This is a genomic window from Pseudomonas sp. B21-040, assembly GCF_024748695.1.
In the GTDB taxonomy this organism is placed as follows: domain Bacteria; phylum Pseudomonadota; class Gammaproteobacteria; order Pseudomonadales; family Pseudomonadaceae; genus Aquipseudomonas.
In genome coordinates this window covers 5,463,186-5,482,722 of sequence record NZ_CP087176.1, presented here as the reverse complement: position 1 = coordinate 5,482,722, position 19,537 = coordinate 5,463,186, and the positions used below count along the sequence as shown (strand labels likewise).

The window sequence follows — 19,537 nt, the reverse complement described above, 5'->3', positions numbered from 1 at the left end:
TCAAACTGGAAGTTTGTACAGAAAGGAAAGATCGAAAGATCGTGACTTGAGTCTGTCAGTCAGGGTGCGCATGCCCTCGAATGCTCGGCTTGAAAATCACTGGAACGCCCCTTGCCCTGTCTTCACAGGACAAGGGGTCATTCGAGAGAACCTAAGCCTCCCAGCCCGCCCCACTGACGGCTGCCTGCGCCAATGGGTGCATGTCTGCCCCCTGATGCTCCGTCTGCCAGGCCAGCAATTCCTTGCGCATGCCGGGCGTCCAGTACATCTGAATGTGATTGCGCACGCCGAGCACGGCCGCTTGCTGATCCGGCTCGGTGGCGAAGTACTGGGCGATCTGGTTGGCCATTTTGATCAGGTTTTCAGTGCTCATCGGCGCACCTCGGCGGTTGTTCCAGCGGTGCGTGCCTGGCGGCGTTCGGTGAGCAACCGCTGTTGTTCGTCGCTGAATGCCTGATAGCGTTTTTGCCATTCGGAAGGGTGGTAGACGCGGCTGACCTCCACGGCGGTGACCTTGTACTCCGGACAGTTGGTGGCCCAGTCGGAGTTGTCGGTGGTGATGACGTTGGCCCCCGATTCAGGGAAGTGGAACGTGGTGTACACCACGCCCGGCGCAACCCGTTCGGTGACCCGCGCACGCAGGACGGTCTGCCCGGCACGGCTGCCGATGCCGACCCAGTCACCCTCGTTGATGCCACGGCTCTCGGCGTCGGTCGGGTGGATTTCCAGGCGGTCTTCGTCGTGCCAGGCGACGTTTTCGGTACGCCGGGTCTGGGCGCCAACGTTGTACTGGCTGAGGATGCGCCCGGTGGTCAGCAACAGCGGATAGCGACTGTTGACCTTCTCCTCGGTGGGCACATAACCGGTGAGCATGAAGCGCCCCTTGCCGCGCACGAATTCATCGATGTGCATGGTCGGCGTGCCGTCCGGTGCCGCAGCGTTGCACGGCCATTGCAGGCTGCCGTGGCGATCCAGTTCGGCGTAGCTGACGTTGGTGAAGGTCGGCGTCAGGCTGGCGATTTCATCCATGATTTCTGATGGATGTTTGTAGTTCATCGGGTAACCCAAGGCGTTGGCCAGAGCCACCGTTCCTTCCCAGTCAGCCTTGCCGCCCAGCGGATCCATGACCTTGCGTACCCGCGAAATGCGCCGCTCGGCGTTGGTGAAGGTGCCGTCCTTCTCCAGGAACGAAGCGCCCGGCAGGAATACGTGGGCGAACTTGGCAGTTTCATTGAGGAAAATGTCCTGCACCACCACGCATTCCATGGCCGACAACGCCGCGGTGACGTGCTGGGTATTCGGATCGCTCTGAGCGATGTCCTCGCCCTGGCAATACAAACCCTTGAAACTGCCGGCCAGTGCAGATTCAAACATGTTCGGAATACGCAGGCCCGGATCGGGTTGCAGCGTGACGTTCCACGCCTGTTCGAACTGCGCGCGCACCACCTCGTTGGAGATGTGCCGGTAGCCGGGCAACTCGTGGGGGAAAGAGCCCATGTCGCAAGAGCCTTGAACGTTGTTCTGGCCACGCAACGGGTTCACGCCCACGCCTTCCCGACCGATGTTGCCGGTAGCCATGGCCAGGTTGGCGATGCCCATGACCGCTGTACTGCCTTGGCTGTGTTCAGTGACGCCGAGGCCGTAGTAAATCGCCGCGTTGCCGCCGGTGGCATACAGACGAGCGGCGGCACGGATGTCGGCAGCGTCTACGCCGCAGATGGCGGCCAGCACTTCCGGCGAGTTTTCCGCACGGCTGACGAACTCGCTCCAGCGGGCGAAATCGCTGCCTTCGCAACGGGCGTCGATAAACGCCTGATCGAGCAAGCCTTCGGTGACGATGACGTGGGCCAAGGCGTTGAGCATCGCGACGTTGGTGCCCGGACGCAGGGCCAAATGATATTCAGCGCGGGCATGCACCGAGTCCACCAGATCAATGCGGCGTGGATCGATGACGATCAATCGAGCGCCTTCACGCAGGCGACGTTTGAGCTGGGAAGCGAACACCGGGTGGGCGTCGCTGGGGTTGGCACCCATCACCAGGATCACGTCGGCCTGCATCACCGAGTCGAAACTCTGGGTGCCGGCGGACTCGCCCAAGGTTTGCTTCAGGCCATAGCCGGTCGGCGAGTGGCAGACTCGCGCGCAGGTGTCGACGTTGTTGTTGCCGAACGCGGCGCGCACCAGTTTTTGCACCAGGTAGGTTTCTTCGTTGGTGCAGCGGCTGGAGGTGATGCCACCAATGGAATCGCGACCGTATTTTTGCTGCAAGCGGCGGAACTCGCTGGCGGCGTAGGTCACCGCTTCATCCCAGCTGACTTCCTGCCACGGGTCGTTGATGTGCTGGCGGATCATCGGTTTGGTGATGCGATCCGGGTGGGTCGCATAGCCCCAGGCAAAGCGGCCTTTGACGCAAGAGTGGCCGTGGTTGGCTTGTCCGTTTTTGTCGGGAACCATGCGCACCAGTTGGTCGCCTTTCATCTCGGCGCGGAACGAGCAGCCCACGCCGCAATAGGCACACGTGGTGATCACGCTGCGTTCAGGCTGACCCAGCTCGACCACACTTTTTTCCATCAGGGTCGCGGTAGGGCAGGCCTGCACACAGGCGCCGCAAGACACGCATTCCGAATCGAGGAAGTTATCGCCACCGGCAGCGGACACACGGGATTCGAAGCCGCGCCCGGTAATGGTCAGTGCAAAAGTACCTTGGGTTTCTTCGCAGGCGCGCACGCAGCGGTTGCAGACGATGCACTTGCTCGGGTCGTAATCGAAGTAGGGGTTGGAAGTGTCCTTCACATCGGCCAGATGGTTGTCGCCTTCATAGCCGTAACGCACTTCCCGCAGGCCGACCTGACCGGCCACGGTTTGCAGCTCGCAGTTGCCGTTGGCCGAGCAGGTCAGGCAGTCCAGCGGGTGATCGGAGATGTACAGCTCCATCACGTTGCGGCGCAAGGTCGCGAGTTTCGGCGTCTGGGTGTGCACGCTCATGCCTTCGCTGACCGGCGTGGTGCAGGACGCCGGATAACCGCGCATGCCGTCGATTTCCACCAGGCACATGCGGCACGAGCCGAAGGCTTCGAGGCTGTCGGTGGCGCATAGTTTCGGAATCGTGGTGCCCATCAGCGCAGCGGCGCGCATCACTGAAGTGCCTTCGGGCACGCTGATGCTGCGGCCGTCGATGTTCAGGGTGACTTGCACCTGACTGTCGCGGGCCGGGGTGCCGAGATCGATATCAGTGTTCGGGTCGAAGAGAGTGATCATTGGTCGGCCTCCGAAGATTGCAGACCGAAGTCGGCGGGGAAGTGCTTGAGGGCGCTGGCGACCGGAAAGGAAACCATGCCGCCCAATGCGCACAGCGAACCGTATTGCAGGGTGTCGCACAGGTCCTTGAGGATGATCACCTGCTCATCGCGACCGTTCTGATCCGGCGCGGCCAGCAGCCGGTCGATCACCTCCACGCCCCGGGTCGAACCGATGCGGCAAGGCGTGCATTTGCCACAGGATTCCTCGGCGCAGAACTGCATGGCGAAACGCGCCATGTGGGCCATGTCCAATGTGTCGTCAGCTACCACCACGCCACCGTGACCGAGCATGGCGCCGATGGCGGCGAACGCCTCGTAATCCAGCGGCGTGTCGAATTGCGAAGGTGGCACCCACGCGCCGAGCGGGCCACCGACCTGCGCGGCTTTCAGCGGCCGGCCACTGGCGGTTCCACCGCCGTAGTCTTCCACCAATTCACGCAGCGTCAGGCCAAAGGCCCGTTCCACCAGGCCGCCACGACGAATATTGCCCGCCAATTGGAAAGGCATCGTGCCGAGGGAACGGCCCATGCCGTAATCGCGATAGAACTGCGCACCCTTGGCCAGAATCAGCGGCACCGAGGCCAATGTCAGCACGTTGTGCACCAGCGTCGGCAGACCGAACAGCCCCTTCAGCGCAGGAATCGGTGGCTTGGCGCGGACGATCCCGCGTTTGCCTTCGAGCGAATCCAGCAGCGCGGTTTCTTCACCGCAGATGTAAGCGCCGGCCCCGACACGCACTTCCATATCGAAGGCCAAGCCGCTGCCGCCGACGTTGGCGCCGAGGTAACCGTTAGTCCGGGCAATCGCCAGCGCCTCGTTCAGCGTGGCGATGGCCTGTGGATATTCCGAGCGCACATAGATGTAGCCAAAGCTGGCGCCGACGGTGATGCCGGCAATGGCCATGCCTTCGATCAGCAGGAAGGGGTCGCCTTCCATCAACATGCGGTCGGCGAAAGTGCCGGAGTCGCCTTCGTCGGCGTTGCACACAATGTACTTTTGCACAGCCTGGGTGGCGCGCACGGTGCGCCATTTGATCCCGGCGGGGAAGGCTGCGCCGCCACGGCCACGCAGGCCTGAATCGAACACCGCGGTCGCAGTTTCATCGCCGCCAATAGTGACGGCTCTATTTAAACCCTCGAAACCGCCGTGGGCTCGGTAATCGTCCAGCGACAGCGGCCGGGTGATGCCGGCGCGGGCGAACAACAGGCGTTGTTGAGACTTCAGATACGGCAATTCTTCCACCAGGCCCAAGGCCAGTGGGTGCGAGGACGGGTCGCCTTGCAGCGCATCGAGCACCGACGGCACATCGGCAGCAGTCAGCGGGCCGAAGCCGAGTCGGCCTTGCGGGGTGTCCACTTCCAGCAATGGTTCCAGCCAGTACAGGCCGCGAGAGCTGGTGCGTTGCAGGTCGTGGCTGGCAAGGGCAGACGCCACCGCATCGGCACCCACGGCACGGGCCAGCGAATCACAGGATAGATAGAGGCTCATACGTCCTCCCGGCAAGCGTCGAGCAACGCATCAAGACGCTCGGCACTGAGCCGCGCATGCACCTGACCATCCAGCTCCAGAGCCGGCGAACAAGCACAAGCACCAAGGCAATACACCGGACGCAAACTGATGCTGCCATCGGCGCTGCTGCCGTGATCGTCCAGTTGCAGACGCTCGCGCAACTGCGCGGCAAGCTGCTCGGCACCGCGACTCTTGCACGATTCGGCCCGGCACAGACGCAGGATATGCCGGGCCGGCGGCGCGGTGCGGAAGTCATGGTAGAAGCTGATCACCCCGCGAATCTCGGCCTGACTCTGATTGAGGGCGTGGGCAATCTCGGGGATGGCGGCATCGGGGATGTAACCGATTCCCGCCTGAATCTCATGAAGGATGGGCAACAGTGCACCCGCAGAGCCCTTGTGGCGCTCCAGCACGCTGTTGACCATAGGCAATTGCAACATCTCATCAGGCATACAGCATTCCTCACGGTCACGGACAAACCAGGCGGTTGTCGGTCGTCCGAAAGTGTCGGCTGCGGCATTCACACCACGTCACGGTATCGTGGCATTGTCAGGCCGTTGGCCAGGGCACCCTGAGTGGGCATCTTGTTGTGCCCGGCGCAGTCTTTGCCGCACCTTTTATAGGGCATTAAGGCAGCTTGCCACGCTGGTTTTGATTCATCTGCACCAAAGCGACGTGTTTGGTTCTTTCTACGACTACTACCCGTTAAGTCTAGACGAGGCCCAGCCCAAGGCGCCGTATGCAGCCCGCACTCGGGATTTACGTTCAAAAAACAGGGAATGACAGATGATTGATTTCAACAACAAAGGCTTCTTCAAACTCAAGCAAAACGAAGAATACGCCGAACGCGTCAGCGCACTGCTGCTGGAAGGGGAGCAGGTCATCGACTCCTACAAATCCATGCGCGACGGCGTGGTGTTTACCAACAAACGCATCATTGCCGTCAACGTACAGGGCATCACCGGCAGCAAAAAAGACTTCACCTCGCTGCCCTACAAAAACATCGTGGCGTACTCGGTGGAAACGTCCGGCACCTTCGACCTGGATTCAGAGCTGGAGATCTATTTCTCGTCACTGGGCAAAGTGAAGTTCGAATTCACCGGCAAGACGTCGATGGTGGAAATCTCAAAACTGATCTCCCAACACGTCCTCTGACCCCAACACGAAAAAGCCCCGAAAACCTCGGGGCTAACAACGGCCTCCAGCTAACCGCAATTCCTGTGGGAGCGGGCTTGCCCGCGATAGCGCTAGTTCAGCCAACATCAATCCGGAACCAACCGCCGTCATCAAGCAGTCCGCTCCCCCATTTTTCAGCGTTTACCCTTCAGACGCCGCCGCCCGCTCAGGCGCCGCAGCAGAACCCCGACCCCGCCCAAGCACCTTCACCGCATCATCAACCACCGCCTTACTCAACGCCGTCAAATAATGCGCAGCCCAGGCGTGGCGATCTGTGTCTGTGGCGTAAGCGGCATCTTCATTCAGCTTCTTGGCGAGAAACAGAAAGTCAGAAGCCATGGCCAATGCATCGCCGAGGGGAACGCCGCAAGTGACGTGGAAGAGTGGTTGATCGGCGCAGTAAATGGCGGGGGTTAGGCCGATGGTTTTCAGCCCTGATTGATCGGTCATTGGCCACCTCCGTTGACGGAGAGGCGGTGGGCGAGGATGGACGATGGGGCGTTACGCAACTGAGAGTCGCGTTGAGGGAAAAGCCAGATTTTGTACGTATCCATACAGCGCATTGTGAAGCTCCTTAATTTTTAAGAGCCGCCACAATTCGTTACCAAGCGAATGGGTGGCAGCTGTGCGCAGGTTGGTAAACCGGGAAATCAAGGAAACCGGCACGTCCGAAGACGTCCCACGCACAGCCGCCATAACGCAGATCGCAGGCGAAAAAAAAGCGCCTGCGAACGCATGGCACTGTTGCGCAGTGATTTACCTCGGGTTACCAAGCCCGGCCGCTGAATTGGCAGCGACGGTGGGAGGGTATCGTGGGGACGTCTTTCCTGCAACCAGCAAGAGTTGCGATTCCAAGACCCAATTGCCATGAGTTAGTAGCTTTCAAATGGAGAAAAGGTGACAGATCTATTTTCATCCACTCTGGGCCGAAAGCGGCTTTCGGCTTCTTCAGTTAAAGCGGCTTTTTCTGCATCTTGGTTCGATTTCTAGAGGCTAGCGCCGATCAGTTTTAGTGGATGCTGATCGCTGAATAGGAGTATGCATATTGCCCGACGATAATTAATCGGCGCGCTGATCTGGTAGGTTATGTCGCTCGAAAGGATTTTTGACAGGAGGTCAAAGTGGCTAAGCCAGCAGCGCGTAAAAGCGATTTATACCGTTGTCCTTTGCCGGGGCACGGTACCAACCCTATCGCATCAGGATCTCCCGACGTATTCTTCGACGGCCTTCCCGCAGCGCGTCAGAGCGATACCTGCACTTGCGGTAGCGCGCTCTCTTCAGGGCTGTCTACGACCGTGTTCATTAACGGCAAGAATGCGGCGACAATTGATATCGTAGGCACCCACGGCGGCATCGTGATTGGTGGTTCGGGCACGGTGATAATTGGCGATACCCATACCCCCTGCGGGTTTGTTCCTCCTACGCCGTTAACTGGTTTCGCGAGCTGGATTGGCTTCAGAATTCCTGCTGACGAAAGCTATGAGGGCTTGTCGTGCACCGCGCATTTTGAGGATGGGTCATCTCTGCCAGGTGTATTCAATAAAGACAACGCCGTTAAATTTTCGAATCCGTCCGGCAAGACCTGCGTGATGCTCAAATTTGACGATGAGGCTCCCGCCGGTACTTCGTCTCTTACAGAGAGCTTTTTGAACAGGATACTAGGATAAGGAACGTCCTATGACAGAGCCATACCTCGTCACCGGCAGCTATGTCGTTCAGCGTGAGCACGCCTTGCAAGATTCTCCGCTCGATAGAGCGCTAGAACTGATGGAGGGCACTGCACTTAGGTTCTCTCTGGACGCGATCTCTGACGAAAAGGTCCGGGCGAACTACCTGAAAAACATAAAACGTATGTCACAGCAGACGTTGGCAGATGTGAAAGCTGGGAAGATCGCCGCGCGAGAGGGCGTGCAGTTCAGCCATGAAATGCGAAACAAGATCTTGATGGAGCACCGCAAGGTTACCTCTGCGCAGGGGTTGGCTGTCGTGCAAAAAAAGAAGGCCGATGGCAGAACGCTTCAAACGCTCTTTGATCGTTACTCCAAGGAGCTGTTCAAAAAGAGTTACGACAGCCTTTCACCGACGGAGCAGAGCAAGGTTCATTACACAATTTTGGAAGCAGCAGGGCGGGACAATTCCAAGTTCACAAATGGCACAAAAAAAATGCAGCTAATGGGCAAACTTGGCATTTTGATTACTGCTGCTGTCGCGACTTATCAAATTCTGAATGCTGAAAACAAACAAAAGGAAACGGCGCGTCAAGGGCTCATCGTGGGCGGCGGCGCGGCGGGCGGTATTCTGGCAGGGCTTGGAGTCAGCGCGCTCTGTGGGCCCGGCGCTCCGATCTGTGCATTTGCCGTTGTGTTTCTGGGAACTGTTGTTGGGGGCGTCGCAGGCGGAACGGTAGCTGACTCGCTCGATGAGGAATTAGAGGAGTTCTCACATTGGGATATTCTTTGAGTCAATCTGAGTTGACAAAAATTAGGGTCGCGCTCTCGGATCCGTTCAATGATTTCCCGGTTAATTACGATTACATAGCGAGTCAGGTGAGAGGAGCTGATCCTCAAACCCTCTACGAGATCCTTTACTCCGAAGTCGCGCCTGTGTGCTTTACCAATATTGCGGCGGCCCTTCCAACGGTATGGACAGGCTTCGATCCTGACTCCCTCAACGCTATGATTGAAGAAAGGCGTGTCGCCAGGAAAAATAGTTGGTTTCGTAGGCAGTACGACAAACTCCTTGTTCGTTGGTTGGAATATAACTACGGGTACATCTGGAAGGAGATTGTTAGCAGGCTGTGAGTTGACAGCGAAGTTTGATTTGCTTTTAAGTTTAGCGTCATCAGTCCCAGCGGGGGCTGCTCGCGAATGCCGCTAGGCCTCAAGCCGGTTCCCCGATGCACCACCACTGTACTGCGACTTCATCGTCAGGCTGAGTTACGTCATGTCCGTGCTCGATGAAGTGCGCTGGTGTGTGCAACGCAAGAGCATGGCTGATCTGCTCTGGCATGAGCGCGTTAGTTTCACCGAGGAAACCCAAATAATAGTCCCGGTCATAGAAGACGGTGACCTCGCTCTGATGAACCCATGGCCACACCAGCAGGCAAGCGACCCGGTAGTAACCTTGTGAGTGGTCAGCAGCGTCGGACAGGTGGCTAGCGGCTTCGAGCAGTTGCTGAAGGCAGAAGGCTTGAACTTCGATACTGGCTTGAGGACCTTCGACCAGAGCCGCATGCACCGGGATCTTCCAGTGTGTGTAGCGCTCCATCTTCACGGATCGCGGGTGAAACTCGTCGCGAAAACTGGAGGCCCAGCGCTCCAGAGCGCGAAGGCGGCGGGGAATGCCTCTGAGTGGCTTGTTACTGAGGGCTATTTGCCGCATTGATACGTCCTTGTGGTGCCGAAAAAATCTTTGGTTGTTGTCAGTTGGGGTAATGGGTTAGTGGCAGGTCCATTCTCACTTCAACCATACCCCGGCCAGTATCAGTAGGTGTGAAGGGGCCCCACCCAATCATTACTGAATATCTTTCAGATAATCCTTGAGCGCGATTAGCGGCGCCTCAAGCTGATCCATCGTCTGCGCTGTGCGGAAATCAGCTGACAACCTGTGCAGCTCCCGTCCCAGTGGCGTATGAATACCGCCTAAAGCGTCCATCGCCAAACTGACACAGTGCTCCACCCGAAACTGAATCCCCTCAACATCCCCCCGCCGAACCAACAACCCAAAAACCTCGCGCTCATAATCACTCATGATTGGATCATCCCGAAGAATCGGACTCGAATCCTCCGTCTCATAAGCAAGCTTGAGGCAGAACAGGGCGACGGTTTCCAGCTGCAGTTCCATGGGTTGAATCCTTGAGAAGGGTCGTACAGGCCAAGAATACGAAGATCAAAAGCTCGCAGCCTTCGGCAGCTGCTACACGACAGCGGTGGACGAGGTCACTTTTCTACAGACGAAAAAAAAGGCCTTGCTAAGCAAGACCTTTCTTAATTTTGGTGCCCGAGGGAGACTCGAATAATAGCATAACTGTATAATTAACATAGTTTTTTGCATGTGTACACTTCCACGTTGTACCGTGAAGTGTACACCCTACCTGCCTCCAATAAGGACTGGTGTGGATGGAAGCTTGATCGGATTTCTCCATCCAATTTCCGATGAGCTGTGAGTAATATCTACAAGAAACTGGTTACGGATAGACTCCCTGGTCTGCCAAAAAATGCCGAACCTGTTGGCGCTGATGCGATTTTGACCCAGGTTACTGATTTTAGCTGACCCATGTGCAGCCTCTGAAATCCCACGCAAGGTCATCGATTGCTGAATATTCGAATGGGTCAATGATTTCCGGCGGCTTGGGTCAAAATCGCATCAGCGCCAACAGTGCAGACGCAAGAAAGAGGCAGAAAACCGCACTCAATGATGTGGCGAAGTTCAAGGATGGAAATCATGACCTATGTCCTCAACCTCAAAGGTGGTTTGAGTTTCTGTTCAGTAATCATAAACAACCTGCTCGGTGTTGACTGAGATCACGACAAGCTGCATCACCTCTAGCGGTCATCCCTCGCCCTCGTAATGACATGCGCTATGGGTCGAAAAGTACCTGGCGACATGCAGCAATCGGCCGATTCTGTTGAAAAAGTCGGATTTTCAGATCGCCTGAACTCAGGCACGGCTATCCCCTTTTGTTTTGTGGCTAACTTTTTGTTTGTTAAACACTTAAAAGCCAAGACTCACACTGCTTCAGTTTTGCATTGTCGTTCATTGCGTGAGATATTTTTTTGTCTATCTCTTTAAATTTATTCGGTTCGTTTTCTTTGTAAAATATTAACCAGTTGTCTCTGCCTTCATGTTCGATCATGTATTTTTGTTCATTTTTTTTGATGCTCAAAGACCAAGATGAGAAAAAATCGGGGTGATCCGAAAATACTGTTACCGTAAAGCCACAACGACTTGCCATGTCATATAGATCGGATTGTTTCATTTGTGGCCTCCTAAATGTTATTACAGTTTACGGGATTTTTTCGAAGTTTCCTTTAGCGCTGCTAAAGACTTGAGTACCACCCCCTGACGACGGTTGTGTCACACCTTTCACAGACCAAGTATCATCTATCTGTTTGGCTGTCGATTTCAATACGGGCGTTTTTTCGGTTGTTCGATAAATACCTTGCAGTTTTAGTTCGACTGTCCCTGCTGCACGATTATCTCCGAGTGGACCAATTCCTAGCTCTGATGGGGTTGTAGCAGGGTTCAGAGAGTAGTAGTTGCCTTGTGGAGCACCCGGTGATTGGAATTGATAAACGGTTTTTCCTCGGTTTAACGTTTCTACATTTACCGGTTGATTAAAATCTATGCCGTTTAAATGCCCTGGAATGCTTGTCTCTTCAAAGCCTTGTGTTCGGTAAAACTCCGTAGCGGTCTCTTTTCTTCCGCGGGCATTGATATCGTTATTGATATCCCCTGTCCGGCCGTATTTTTGATTCAGCTCAGCTCGTCTGTCATCTGGGCAGTTACTCGGAACGCAGCTCAACCCCAACGGATCCACCCACCCCGTAGGGTTAGGTACGTACTGGTAGTTGTTCAACCCACCCGCAAGCTTGATCGGATCCGGCGTCAAAAACCGTCCAGTCCCCGGATTGTAGTAGCGATGTCGGTTGTAATGTAAGCCCGTTTCGGCATCGAAGTACTGGCCCTGGAAGCGCAGCGGGTTGTCGATTTCTGCAACGTCGAGGGTGGCGAGGTTGCCGTAGGCGCGGTATTTCGCCGACCACATGATCTCGCCGCTGTAGTCGGTGAGTTCCTGCGGGGTGCCGAGGTGGTCGAGTTGGTAGTAGAACGGCGTGGCTTTCAGTGAGCCTTCGCCATCGAGCATCGCCAGCGGGCGGAAGCTACCCGGTTCGTAGATGTAGCTGCGATAGCGGTTGTCGGCGCTTTCGGCGATGAGGCGTTCGCCTTGCCACAGGAATTCGGTGGTGTGACCATCGACGGTTTTGGCGATGCGTCGGCCGAAGGCGTCGTACTGGTAGCTCGCGATGCTGCCGCCGGGGAGGCTGACACCGATCAGGCGATGTTGGCAGTCGTAACGGTACTCGGTGACGAGTTTTTGCCCGGTGCCGCGACGTTCGCGGATCAGGTTGCCATGGGCATCATAGTCATAGTGCCGGTCGCCCTGCATTAGCAGGCGGTTGCCTTTGACGTTGACCAGGTTCGCGGACGGCTGGTCGCCTTGGCCGAGGAGGTTGCCCGCCGGGTCGTGGGCGAAGCTTTCCGGGGTGGTGCCACGGACGTTGATCAGGCGATCGAGCGGATCGTAATGGTAGCTGCGCTTGCCTTTGCGGCTGTCGTCGATACCCGCAAGATTGCCGTTGGCATCGTAGGCGTAGCGACGGCGAAACAGGTTGCGGTCCTGCTGGCTGACGGTGTGGGCTTGCAAGCGGCCTTGTTCGTCGTACTGGTATTGGCTGAGCAGCAGGCCTTGTTGGCGCTGTTGTTCGCGACCGGCGCTGAACTGGTGCGTGGTCAGGCGCGAGCCGTTGAGGTCGATGCTGCTCAGGCGGCCGCCGGGTTGGTGGCGGTAGTCGAGTTTGCTGCCGTCGGGGAGGCGGCAATGACTCAACTGGCCCAGGTTGTCGTACTCGTAACGCAGAGTGCCCCAGCCTTGGTGTTCGGTGATCAGGCGGTCTTGCAGGTCATATTCGTAGGCGAGGGGCCAGTGGCCGTCGTCGACGTTGACGAGGCGGCCGAGGGCGTCGTAGCTGTAGTGAATTTCGTCGCCATCCGCCAGGGTTTTCACCAGCAAGCGGCCGGCGGCGTCGCGTTGGTATTCGGTGAACAACTCACTGCCGTCGTCGCCGAATTCGATTTTCTTCAGCAGTTGGCCGTTGAGGTCGTACTCGTAGGCCGTCCGGCGACCGTCGAAGCCGGTTTCCTGCTGGATCAGGCCGTTCGGGTAGTAATCGAGGTGATAGTGCTCGCCACGTTCGTTTTCGATCTCGCTGAGCAGCAGGCGCGAGTTGTCGTAGTGATAACGCAGTTGGCTGCCGTCCGGATTGATGAGACGACTGACCAAGTGCAGGTTATCGGCGTATTCGTAGCGGGTTACGCGGCCCAGTTCATCGCGTTCGGCAGTGACTTTGCCGTAGGCGTTGTAGGTGAAGGCGCGCGTAGCGCCGCCCGGCAAAGTGATTTGCGCGAGGCGGTTGGCAGCGTTCCATTGGTAGTGGGTGATCGCGCCGCTTTCGTCCTGACGGGTGATCTGCCGGCCCAAGGCGTCGTAGCGATATTTGCGCTGGCCGCCGTCCGGTAGCTGTTCTTCGAGCAGTTGGCCGAGGTTGTTCCAGCCCAGTTGATGACGACTGCCATCCGGGTGACGGATTTCCAGCAGACGGCCTTGGCGGTTGTAGCTGTAGTGGGTCGAGTTGCCGTCCGGGTCGACTTGTTCGGTGATGTCGCCCTGATCGTTGCGCCAGTATGTCCACTTTGCCGGGCCACGGTTCACCACACGGACGTAGCCGTGGTAGTACTCGTAAGTGGTGGGGGCGTCTTCCGGCGGAATCACCGCAACCAGTCGACCGGCTTCGTTGTACTGGTATTCGGTGACGGCGCCGAGTGGGTCTTTTTCGGCGATCAGGCGGCCCTTGTCATCGTAGGCCTTCAGGTGTTCGGCACCATCCGGGTCGACTTTGGCGACCAGTCGAGCCTGGTCGTCATGTGTGTAGACCTCTTCGCTGCCGTCAGCGTTGGTAACCGTGACGCTGCCCTTGTCATCCCAAGCGTAGTGCGCGTCCATCTGCGAGAAGCTTGCCCAGTGATGGATGCAGCGGGCTGACTTGCCTTCTTTTTCCCAATCCCAGTAGAAGCTGGCACCACCAGCCAGTTGCCGTTCGAGAATGACGTTCTGGTCGTTATAGGCATAACGCTCGGCTTCACCGGCGGCGTTTTTGGCTTCGATCAGGCGGTGCTGGGCGTCGTAGCCGTAGGTGACCAGGGTCTGGACGGTGCTCCAGGCATCTTCCAGGTTGTCCGCCGGGCTGAACTGCTGGTAATCGATGGCGACGATGTGTTTGCGGTCGTAACGCACGAGGAGGGCGCGACCGGCACCGTTATCGACACGTTTGATTCGTCCGTGAATGTCGCGGGTGATGTGCAGGCGGTTGTCGTAGCTGTCGCTGATGGCGATCAGCGTCGCGCCTTTGCTGTTGTAGCGGAAGTGGTAGAACTGGGTGTGTTCGCCGGCTTGGGTGAGGGTCAGTTCGGACGGATCGTCACCAAGGAAAATCGCCGCTTCCGACAGGCTGTTGGTGATCGCCGGGCGCTGCACACTGGGCAACGGGAAGGTGGTGACGCGGTTTTCGTGGTCGGTCCAGATTACTTCGTCGCCGTTGATGTCGACGCGTTGCGCCAGGGCGTGGCTCCAACCGTAACCGAGGCCGCAGTCGATTTCTGCGGCGCTGGTGCGATAGAGGCGCGTCCAGCTGAAGGGCAGCAGACCACCGAGTTCACCGTCGGTCAGGGTCAGCAGCTCTTCGCCGGTAACCATCGATACCGGGCAACCATTGGTGCAGGTTTTCTTGGCACAGGCGGCGCTTTTGTCGTCAGGCGTTTTTGACTGAGTAGGAGCGTCGTCGACCTTTTCCTTTGGTGCGAGGGTGGTCTGTTTGTCTTTCTTGCCACGCGGAAATGAAGAAGCGTCTTTCACTTCCTGCTTCGGCGTATCCGTGGTTTTCGGCACCTGACTTTTAGAACCGTTGGCGGCGGCCTCGTCGATTTTGAGCGCCGCCGTTTTGGTCGGCTTCATCGGCACGCTTTTGGCACTGGCAATCAGTGGCTTGGAAACCTCCGCGTGCGCTGGCAGGCTGTGCTTGCCGCTCAGGCTCATCAGTTTTGCGGCCAGCTCTTCAAGGTATTTGAGCGCCGTACCGGACTTGACCGTGGACAGAGTTTTGGTCCCCACCCGCACGGCGATCCCGGCACCGCCAGTGAGGCAAATACCCAATACCACGTTGATCAGGAATTCCGACGCAATGGCCGTCACCACGTCAACGATGACTTGCGGCGGCAGCATGCCGACCCACGCCACAATCGCCGAGACGTAAATGAACATCAGTGGTTCGTCACTGAGGATCAACAGACCCGAAGCAATGGACTCCTTGGACGCGGCATAGAGCTTGTCGATCTCGACATCCGACAGGTACTTGCGCAGCTTTTCGAGGTTTTCCTTTGGGTGTGCGAGTAGTTCGAACAGGCTTTTGATGTCATCCCACAGCCTGAGCAGCGCCTTTTCCAGACCATCCATCGCTCGTTTTAACAGAATGACAGAGCGGCCCGCGCGGTCAGCCGCCGAGTAACTGGCCCACTGAGGCTGGAACTTGCTCGACCATTCACTTTGCAACCAGCCGTTTAGATTGCCGATTACACCCTGGTAGGAGTCGTAGAGTGCTTTGACATTGCTTTGGGATACGTTCGGGAAAAAGGTAATGCGGTACATCTGGCCTTTCTTGCAGCCATCGATCACCTTGATGCCGCTCGGGCCGATCGTTGTTTCAATGACGGGGCCAGTGACGTCGTCGTAAAAAGTACCTTTGGTGACGGGTTCCAGTTTCACTGGCGTGTTGCCGATCGGTACGAATCGTGCTGATTCGAACATGTGGATCAGCGTGAAGTCGCCCGCCAGAGGGCAGGTCGCGTAGGTCTCGACCTTGCCGGTTTTGGTCTTGCGTTTGGTCACGCTGACTTCATTACCGACCTTGAAGGTTTGGTCGACATCCAATGCCCAACCGGTCAGGAAGCCGTCCGCCCATTCCTTGTAATCGCTCAGGCAGTTCTTGAAGTCTTTGAGAATCAGGTTCACGTCAGGGGTTTTGGCGTCCAGCACGTGTAGGACCAAGGTACCGATCGGGGTATTCATGACGTGACTTCCTTTGTCAGCTGAGCAGCGAGACGCTCTGCCAAATCTTCTGTATTGGGTTGTTGGCGCACGAAGCGCTCGACCTTGTGGCGCAAGTTATTTTCGGGAAAGGCGAAGAACAGTTCCGGGCGGTCCTCTCCCAGCCACTGCATCAGGTTGTCGACGACGGTGGTGTGGTCTTTTTCCGCCAAACTATCGAGCAACTTTTGCGGCACCTCCCACCACGGCCATTCCTTCGCTGGCGGCACGGCCCTCGGCCCAACGTCCAGGCTCTGGCCATTGATCAGATAGCGGTCAAACACCGGCAATACTTCACCTGCGCCAGCACCCAGCCCTTCAAGAATCGGGTAAATATGCCGCCCGTCCCAGAACCGGAAAAACACTTCGGTCCCATCGGGCATGCGTACCTGGGTCAAACTGCGCAGGTGCTCGAACACCACGTCCGGCGTGCTGGTGGACACTGCCAGCCAACCCCAGTCCTGAGCATCGGTTTCGGCGATCCATTGCAGAAAACCGGCATTGGGTTTCAGCTCGGCGAGGTAGGGCATGACGGGCTGCCAATCGGCGTAAGGCGTGCCGCTCCAGATCGGGATCAATTCCGGCGCCATGTCTTGCTGGTAGAAGGCCTTGAGTGGCTCGGCATCGCTGGCCGCGCTAACGATCAAGTACAACCGCTCACCCGTCTGCAACGGCCGTTCAGCCAGCCAAGCCTGTGGAGTCAACAGATCAGATCGCACAAGCACCTGCCTTGCACTTCTCGCACTCTTCACAGAATGGCGCGTTGCGTTTCAGGGTGTTGATCTGCGCCGGGCTCAGAACCGCCCCCGCCTTATCCGCATCCGCCTGTTTCAGCGCCCCGGGCATCAGCGGAGCCGCCCCAGTGCCGCTGCCCGGACTCCCCCCGGAATTCATGTTGATCACCGGCCCGCTCAGCGTCACACCGCTGGCGTCGATCTTGATGAAGCTGCCGCCGCCGATCAGGGTCAGTTCGGCGCCTGCCTCAAGCACGACTTTCATGCCGCTGCTGAGGTGGATTTCCTGTCCGGCGTCGATGAACTGGCCGGTGCCGATCTTGATGTGTTGGTTTACACCCACGGTGAGGTGGTCGTTGGCGCGGGTTTCGACTTTGCGGTCTTCGTAGACGGTGTGGTGTTCTTCGGCCTTGAATTCGCTGTAGCTGTTCTGCTCGACGGTGTCGTGGCGTTCGTGGCCGACGCGGATCTTCTGGTCGTGCTCGACGTTTTCGTCCCAGTCGCGCTGGGCGTGCAGGAAGATTTGTTCCTGGCCCTTTTTGTCTTCGATGCGCAGTTCGTTGTAACCGCCGCCACCTGGGGAACTCAGGGTCTTGAAGGTGCTGCGGGTCTTGTTCGCCGGCAGCTCGTAGGGGACGACGTTTTCCTTGTGGTACAGGCAGCCGCTGATCAGCGGTTGATCCGGGTCGCCTTCAAGGAAGGTCACCAGCACTTCCATGCCGATGCGCGGGATGGCGATGCCGCCGTAGTGGGCGCCGGCCCAGGCGGAGGAGACGCGCAGCCAGCAGCTGGTTTTGTCGTCAGCCTGGCCTTCGCGGTCCCAGTGAAGTTGCACTTTGACGCGGCCGTACTGGTCGCAGTGGATCTCTTCACCTTTGGGCCCGGTGACCACGGCGCTTTGGCTGCCGAGGATGCGTGGCTTGGGGTGGTTCAGCGGCGGGCGATTCGGGACGTCCCAGGGGGTGGCCTGGAAGCGGTTGCGGTAGCCCTGATGGAAATCGTCCTTGAGGTTGGTGGTGCTGCTTGTTACCGACTCTTCCAGCACTTGCGGCTGTTTGCCTTCGTGGAGGATTTCAGTCAGCAGCCACAGGTCGTTCCACTTGGCTTTGGGGTGTTGGGTCAGGGCCAGGAAGTGGCCGCTGACCAGCAACGGCTGATCGCTTCGGCCTTCGGCCAACTGGAAGTCGCTGCGGTGACGCTCAAGGGCGCGTTTGGCCAGGTGCTTGCCGCGTTCGCGGTCGATGAAGCGGCCGGGGTAGTCGTAGTCTTCGAGGTCGGGCAGGGCGTCGCCACGGTTCTCGCTTTCCAGCTTCAGACGCGGTTTTTCGAAGTCGTAATCGCGGCGGGTGGTGCGGCTGGTGCGGGTTTCCAGGCGCAGGTCGAAGCGCTTGATCACCGGGTCGTTGGCGACCATGCCGGAGTCTTGCTGATAGGCCACGGGCGCGAGTTTCGGGAACACCGTCTGGTCATCGCCGAACACTAGCTTGTGGGCCGTGGCGCTGTGCTGGAAGTGGTAATGGATACCTTCTTCCTCGCACAGGCGCTGGATGAACTGCAGGTCCGATTCATCGTATTGAACGCAGTAAATGCGCTCGGGATAAATCGCCCCGACTTTGAATTCGTAGGTATTGCTCTGGATGCCGTGCTCTTCGAGGACCATGCCGATGATTTTCGGCACGGTGAGGTTCTGGAAGATGCGTTGGTTGATGCGGTGCGCCAGGTAGGACAGCTGCGGACGCAGGGTCACGGCGTAACGGGTCAGGCGTTTGCCGGAATCGCCCTGGGCGGCGCGGTAGATCTGGCCATGAATGCCGCTGCCGTCAGGCGAGAGCTGCAAGAAGGCCGGTTTGTGCAATAGCGTTTCGAGGTCCAGGGACGGCTGCTCACTGACCAGCTCCACCTCAAACACAAAAGGCTGGCTGATGGCTTCCCGACCTTGCAGGGCAAGAACCTGGAGGTCGTTTCCCAGACCTTCAACAGTCAGGGCAAAGTGAGTCTGATTGGCCGGCGCGAACATCCCTTGTTCCTCGTGCAGTGCTGCGGCGCGCGTTGACACCCGAAAGCCGGATCAACGGACGCGAAAATTCCTGGAAGGCGCAAATGACATCGACCAGCAGAGCTGGCCGATGTTTGGAACCGTCAGCCGCGATTAAGCGACTGGAACACGCCAGTCATCGGAACCCGAAGTACCGGATACTTCGTGGGTCCAGGTGATTTTGCGGTAGGTGAACTGCACTTCTTCCAGGTGCGTGAAGTGCGAGTTCGACGGGTCCTGGCAGTTGTGCATTTTGTTGTTGATGGCGACGATGATCGCGTCTTCCAGTTTGGTGGTGTAGTAGTGCTCTTGGGTACCTTGAGCCGAAGTGCGGTACCACTGGATAACGATTTCGCTCATGCGCTCGCCGGAAGTCAGAGCCGCTTGCAGCAGTGGCGAAGACTTGTCGTAGACCTTGGTGATCACGACTGGCTTGTGTACACGCTGACCGGTCGGTTGGCCGGACTGTGGGTCACGCGGGATGATCACGTCGTGGCTGAAAGCCTGAACCATGACCTGGTCTTCGTGACCTTCCTGGTAGGTGTTGCCAACCGAGTCGGCGGTGAACGCGCCGGCAGTGATCAGACCTTGTTTCTCGCCAGTGACGGACATGTACGCTGGTGTAGCCATGGATGTGCTCCTTGCTAAAAGTTAGGGTGCCCGGGAGGCGGTATCGCCCGGTGGGTGCCTGACTTATCAAGGAGCGTGCCAGCTTTTGTGAAGTGCCCAGACGCCGGTGGCCTGCCGGCCCTGGCTCGCCGTTCAGCGAGTTTTTTACAACCATAATCGGAAGAAAGTGCGCAAGAAGTTGCGCGCCACTGCGCAACTTCTTGCGCACTTGGCTGCAGTCTTTGCAAGACGTGGC

Annotated in this window: 17 protein-coding genes; 4 read left to right on the top strand and 13 right to left on the bottom strand. The window is 57.8% G+C overall.

Going from position 1 to position 19,537, the window contains the following annotated elements; genetic code table 11:
• Nucleotides 1-151 precede the first annotated feature (151 nt).
• From LOY55_RS25070 to LOY55_RS25055, 4 genes are read right to left on the bottom strand one after another with little or no spacing between them, the layout of a single operon-like run.
• Complete coding sequence (locus tag LOY55_RS25070) at nt 152-373, bottom strand: formate dehydrogenase subunit delta (protein ID WP_077431296.1); 222 nt, start codon at nt 371-373, stop codon at nt 152-154.
• Complete coding sequence (gene fdhF, locus LOY55_RS25065) at nt 370-3,258, bottom strand: formate dehydrogenase subunit alpha (protein ID WP_223523218.1); 2,889 nt, start codon at nt 3,256-3,258, stop codon at nt 370-372. Before fdhF ends, LOY55_RS25070 begins: the two co-directional genes overlap by 4 nt.
• Nucleotides 3,255-4,787, bottom strand: coding sequence for an NADH-quinone oxidoreductase subunit NuoF (locus tag LOY55_RS25060; protein WP_223523220.1), 1,533 nt, complete (start codon nt 4,785-4,787; stop codon nt 3,255-3,257). The genes fdhF and LOY55_RS25060 overlap by 4 nt, the downstream gene beginning before the upstream one ends.
• Nucleotides 4,784-5,260, bottom strand: coding sequence for a formate dehydrogenase subunit gamma (locus LOY55_RS25055; protein WP_140668453.1), 477 nt, complete (start codon nt 5,258-5,260; stop codon nt 4,784-4,786). The genes LOY55_RS25060 and LOY55_RS25055 overlap by 4 nt, the downstream gene beginning before the upstream one ends.
• A gap of 334 nt (nt 5,261-5,594) precedes the next feature.
• On the opposite strand from LOY55_RS25055, the gene LOY55_RS25050 reads away from it, so the two are divergent.
• Nucleotides 5,595-5,963, top strand: coding sequence for a PH domain-containing protein (locus tag LOY55_RS25050; protein WP_007948195.1), 369 nt, complete (start codon nt 5,595-5,597; stop codon nt 5,961-5,963).
• Nucleotides 5,964-6,125: 162 nt separating this feature from the next.
• On the opposite strand, the gene LOY55_RS25045 is transcribed toward LOY55_RS25050, so the two are convergent.
• Entirely contained in the window at nt 6,126-6,434 is a 309-nt protein-coding gene (locus tag LOY55_RS25045) for a DUF3077 domain-containing protein (protein WP_223523222.1), read from the bottom strand.
• Between the two features lie 671 nt (nt 6,435-7,105).
• Between LOY55_RS25045 and LOY55_RS25040 the strand changes: the two genes are divergently transcribed.
• From LOY55_RS25040 to LOY55_RS25030, 3 genes are read left to right on the top strand one after another with little or no spacing between them, the layout of a single operon-like run.
• A complete protein-coding gene (locus LOY55_RS25040; RefSeq protein ID WP_223523223.1) occupies nt 7,106-7,651 on the top strand; it encodes a PAAR domain-containing protein in 546 nt (181 codons plus the stop codon).
• A gap of 10 nt (nt 7,652-7,661) precedes the next feature.
• Nucleotides 7,662-8,444: a hypothetical protein gene (locus LOY55_RS25035; RefSeq protein WP_223523224.1), complete on the top strand. Its 783-nt coding sequence runs from the start codon at nt 7,662-7,664 to the stop codon at nt 8,442-8,444.
• On the top strand, nt 8,441-8,785 hold the full coding sequence (locus LOY55_RS25030) for a hypothetical protein (protein ID WP_408981005.1): 345 nt from the start codon (nt 8,441-8,443) through the stop codon (nt 8,783-8,785). Before LOY55_RS25035 ends, LOY55_RS25030 begins: the two co-directional genes overlap by 4 nt.
• Nucleotides 8,786-8,864: 79 nt before the next feature.
• Here the strand turns inward: LOY55_RS25030 and LOY55_RS25025 are convergent, their stop codons facing one another.
• From LOY55_RS25025 to LOY55_RS24990, 8 genes are all read right to left on the bottom strand, one after another.
• Complete coding sequence (locus LOY55_RS25025) at nt 8,865-9,365, bottom strand: DUF3916 domain-containing protein (protein WP_109787557.1); 501 nt, start codon at nt 9,363-9,365, stop codon at nt 8,865-8,867.
• A gap of 132 nt (nt 9,366-9,497) precedes the next feature.
• The gene (locus tag LOY55_RS25020; protein ID WP_223523228.1) at nt 9,498-9,827 is read right to left on the bottom strand and encodes a hypothetical protein; all 330 of its coding nucleotides are present in this window, start codon (nt 9,825-9,827) and stop codon (nt 9,498-9,500) included.
• Between the two features lie 488 nt (nt 9,828-10,315).
• Nucleotides 10,316-10,429 carry a DUF1652 domain-containing protein gene (locus LOY55_RS25015; RefSeq protein WP_080995113.1) on the bottom strand — a complete coding sequence of 38 codons (114 nt, stop codon included), beginning with the start codon at nt 10,427-10,429 and terminating at the stop codon, nt 10,316-10,318.
• Between the two features lie 260 nt (nt 10,430-10,689).
• The gene (locus LOY55_RS25010; protein ID WP_017338150.1) at nt 10,690-10,962 is read right to left on the bottom strand and encodes a hypothetical protein; all 273 of its coding nucleotides are present in this window, start codon (nt 10,960-10,962) and stop codon (nt 10,690-10,692) included.
• A gap of 27 nt (nt 10,963-10,989) precedes the next feature.
• Complete coding sequence (locus LOY55_RS25005; RefSeq protein ID WP_258667058.1) at nt 10,990-15,885, bottom strand: polymorphic toxin type 46 domain-containing protein; 4,896 nt, start codon at nt 15,883-15,885, stop codon at nt 10,990-10,992.
• On the bottom strand, nt 15,882-16,622 hold the full coding sequence (locus LOY55_RS25000; RefSeq protein WP_258667057.1) for a DUF4123 domain-containing protein: 741 nt from the start codon (nt 16,620-16,622) through the stop codon (nt 15,882-15,884). The genes LOY55_RS25005 and LOY55_RS25000 overlap by 4 nt, the downstream gene beginning before the upstream one ends.
• Nucleotides 16,612-18,654 carry a type VI secretion system tip protein VgrG gene (gene tssI, locus LOY55_RS24995; RefSeq protein WP_258667056.1) on the bottom strand — a complete coding sequence of 681 codons (2,043 nt, stop codon included), beginning with the start codon at nt 18,652-18,654 and terminating at the stop codon, nt 16,612-16,614. Before tssI ends, LOY55_RS25000 begins: the two co-directional genes overlap by 11 nt.
• Before the next feature lie 132 nt (nt 18,655-18,786).
• Nucleotides 18,787-19,302 carry an Hcp family type VI secretion system effector gene (locus tag LOY55_RS24990; protein WP_007900657.1) on the bottom strand — a complete coding sequence of 172 codons (516 nt, stop codon included), beginning with the start codon at nt 19,300-19,302 and terminating at the stop codon, nt 18,787-18,789.
• Nucleotides 19,303-19,537: the final 235 nt, after the last annotated feature.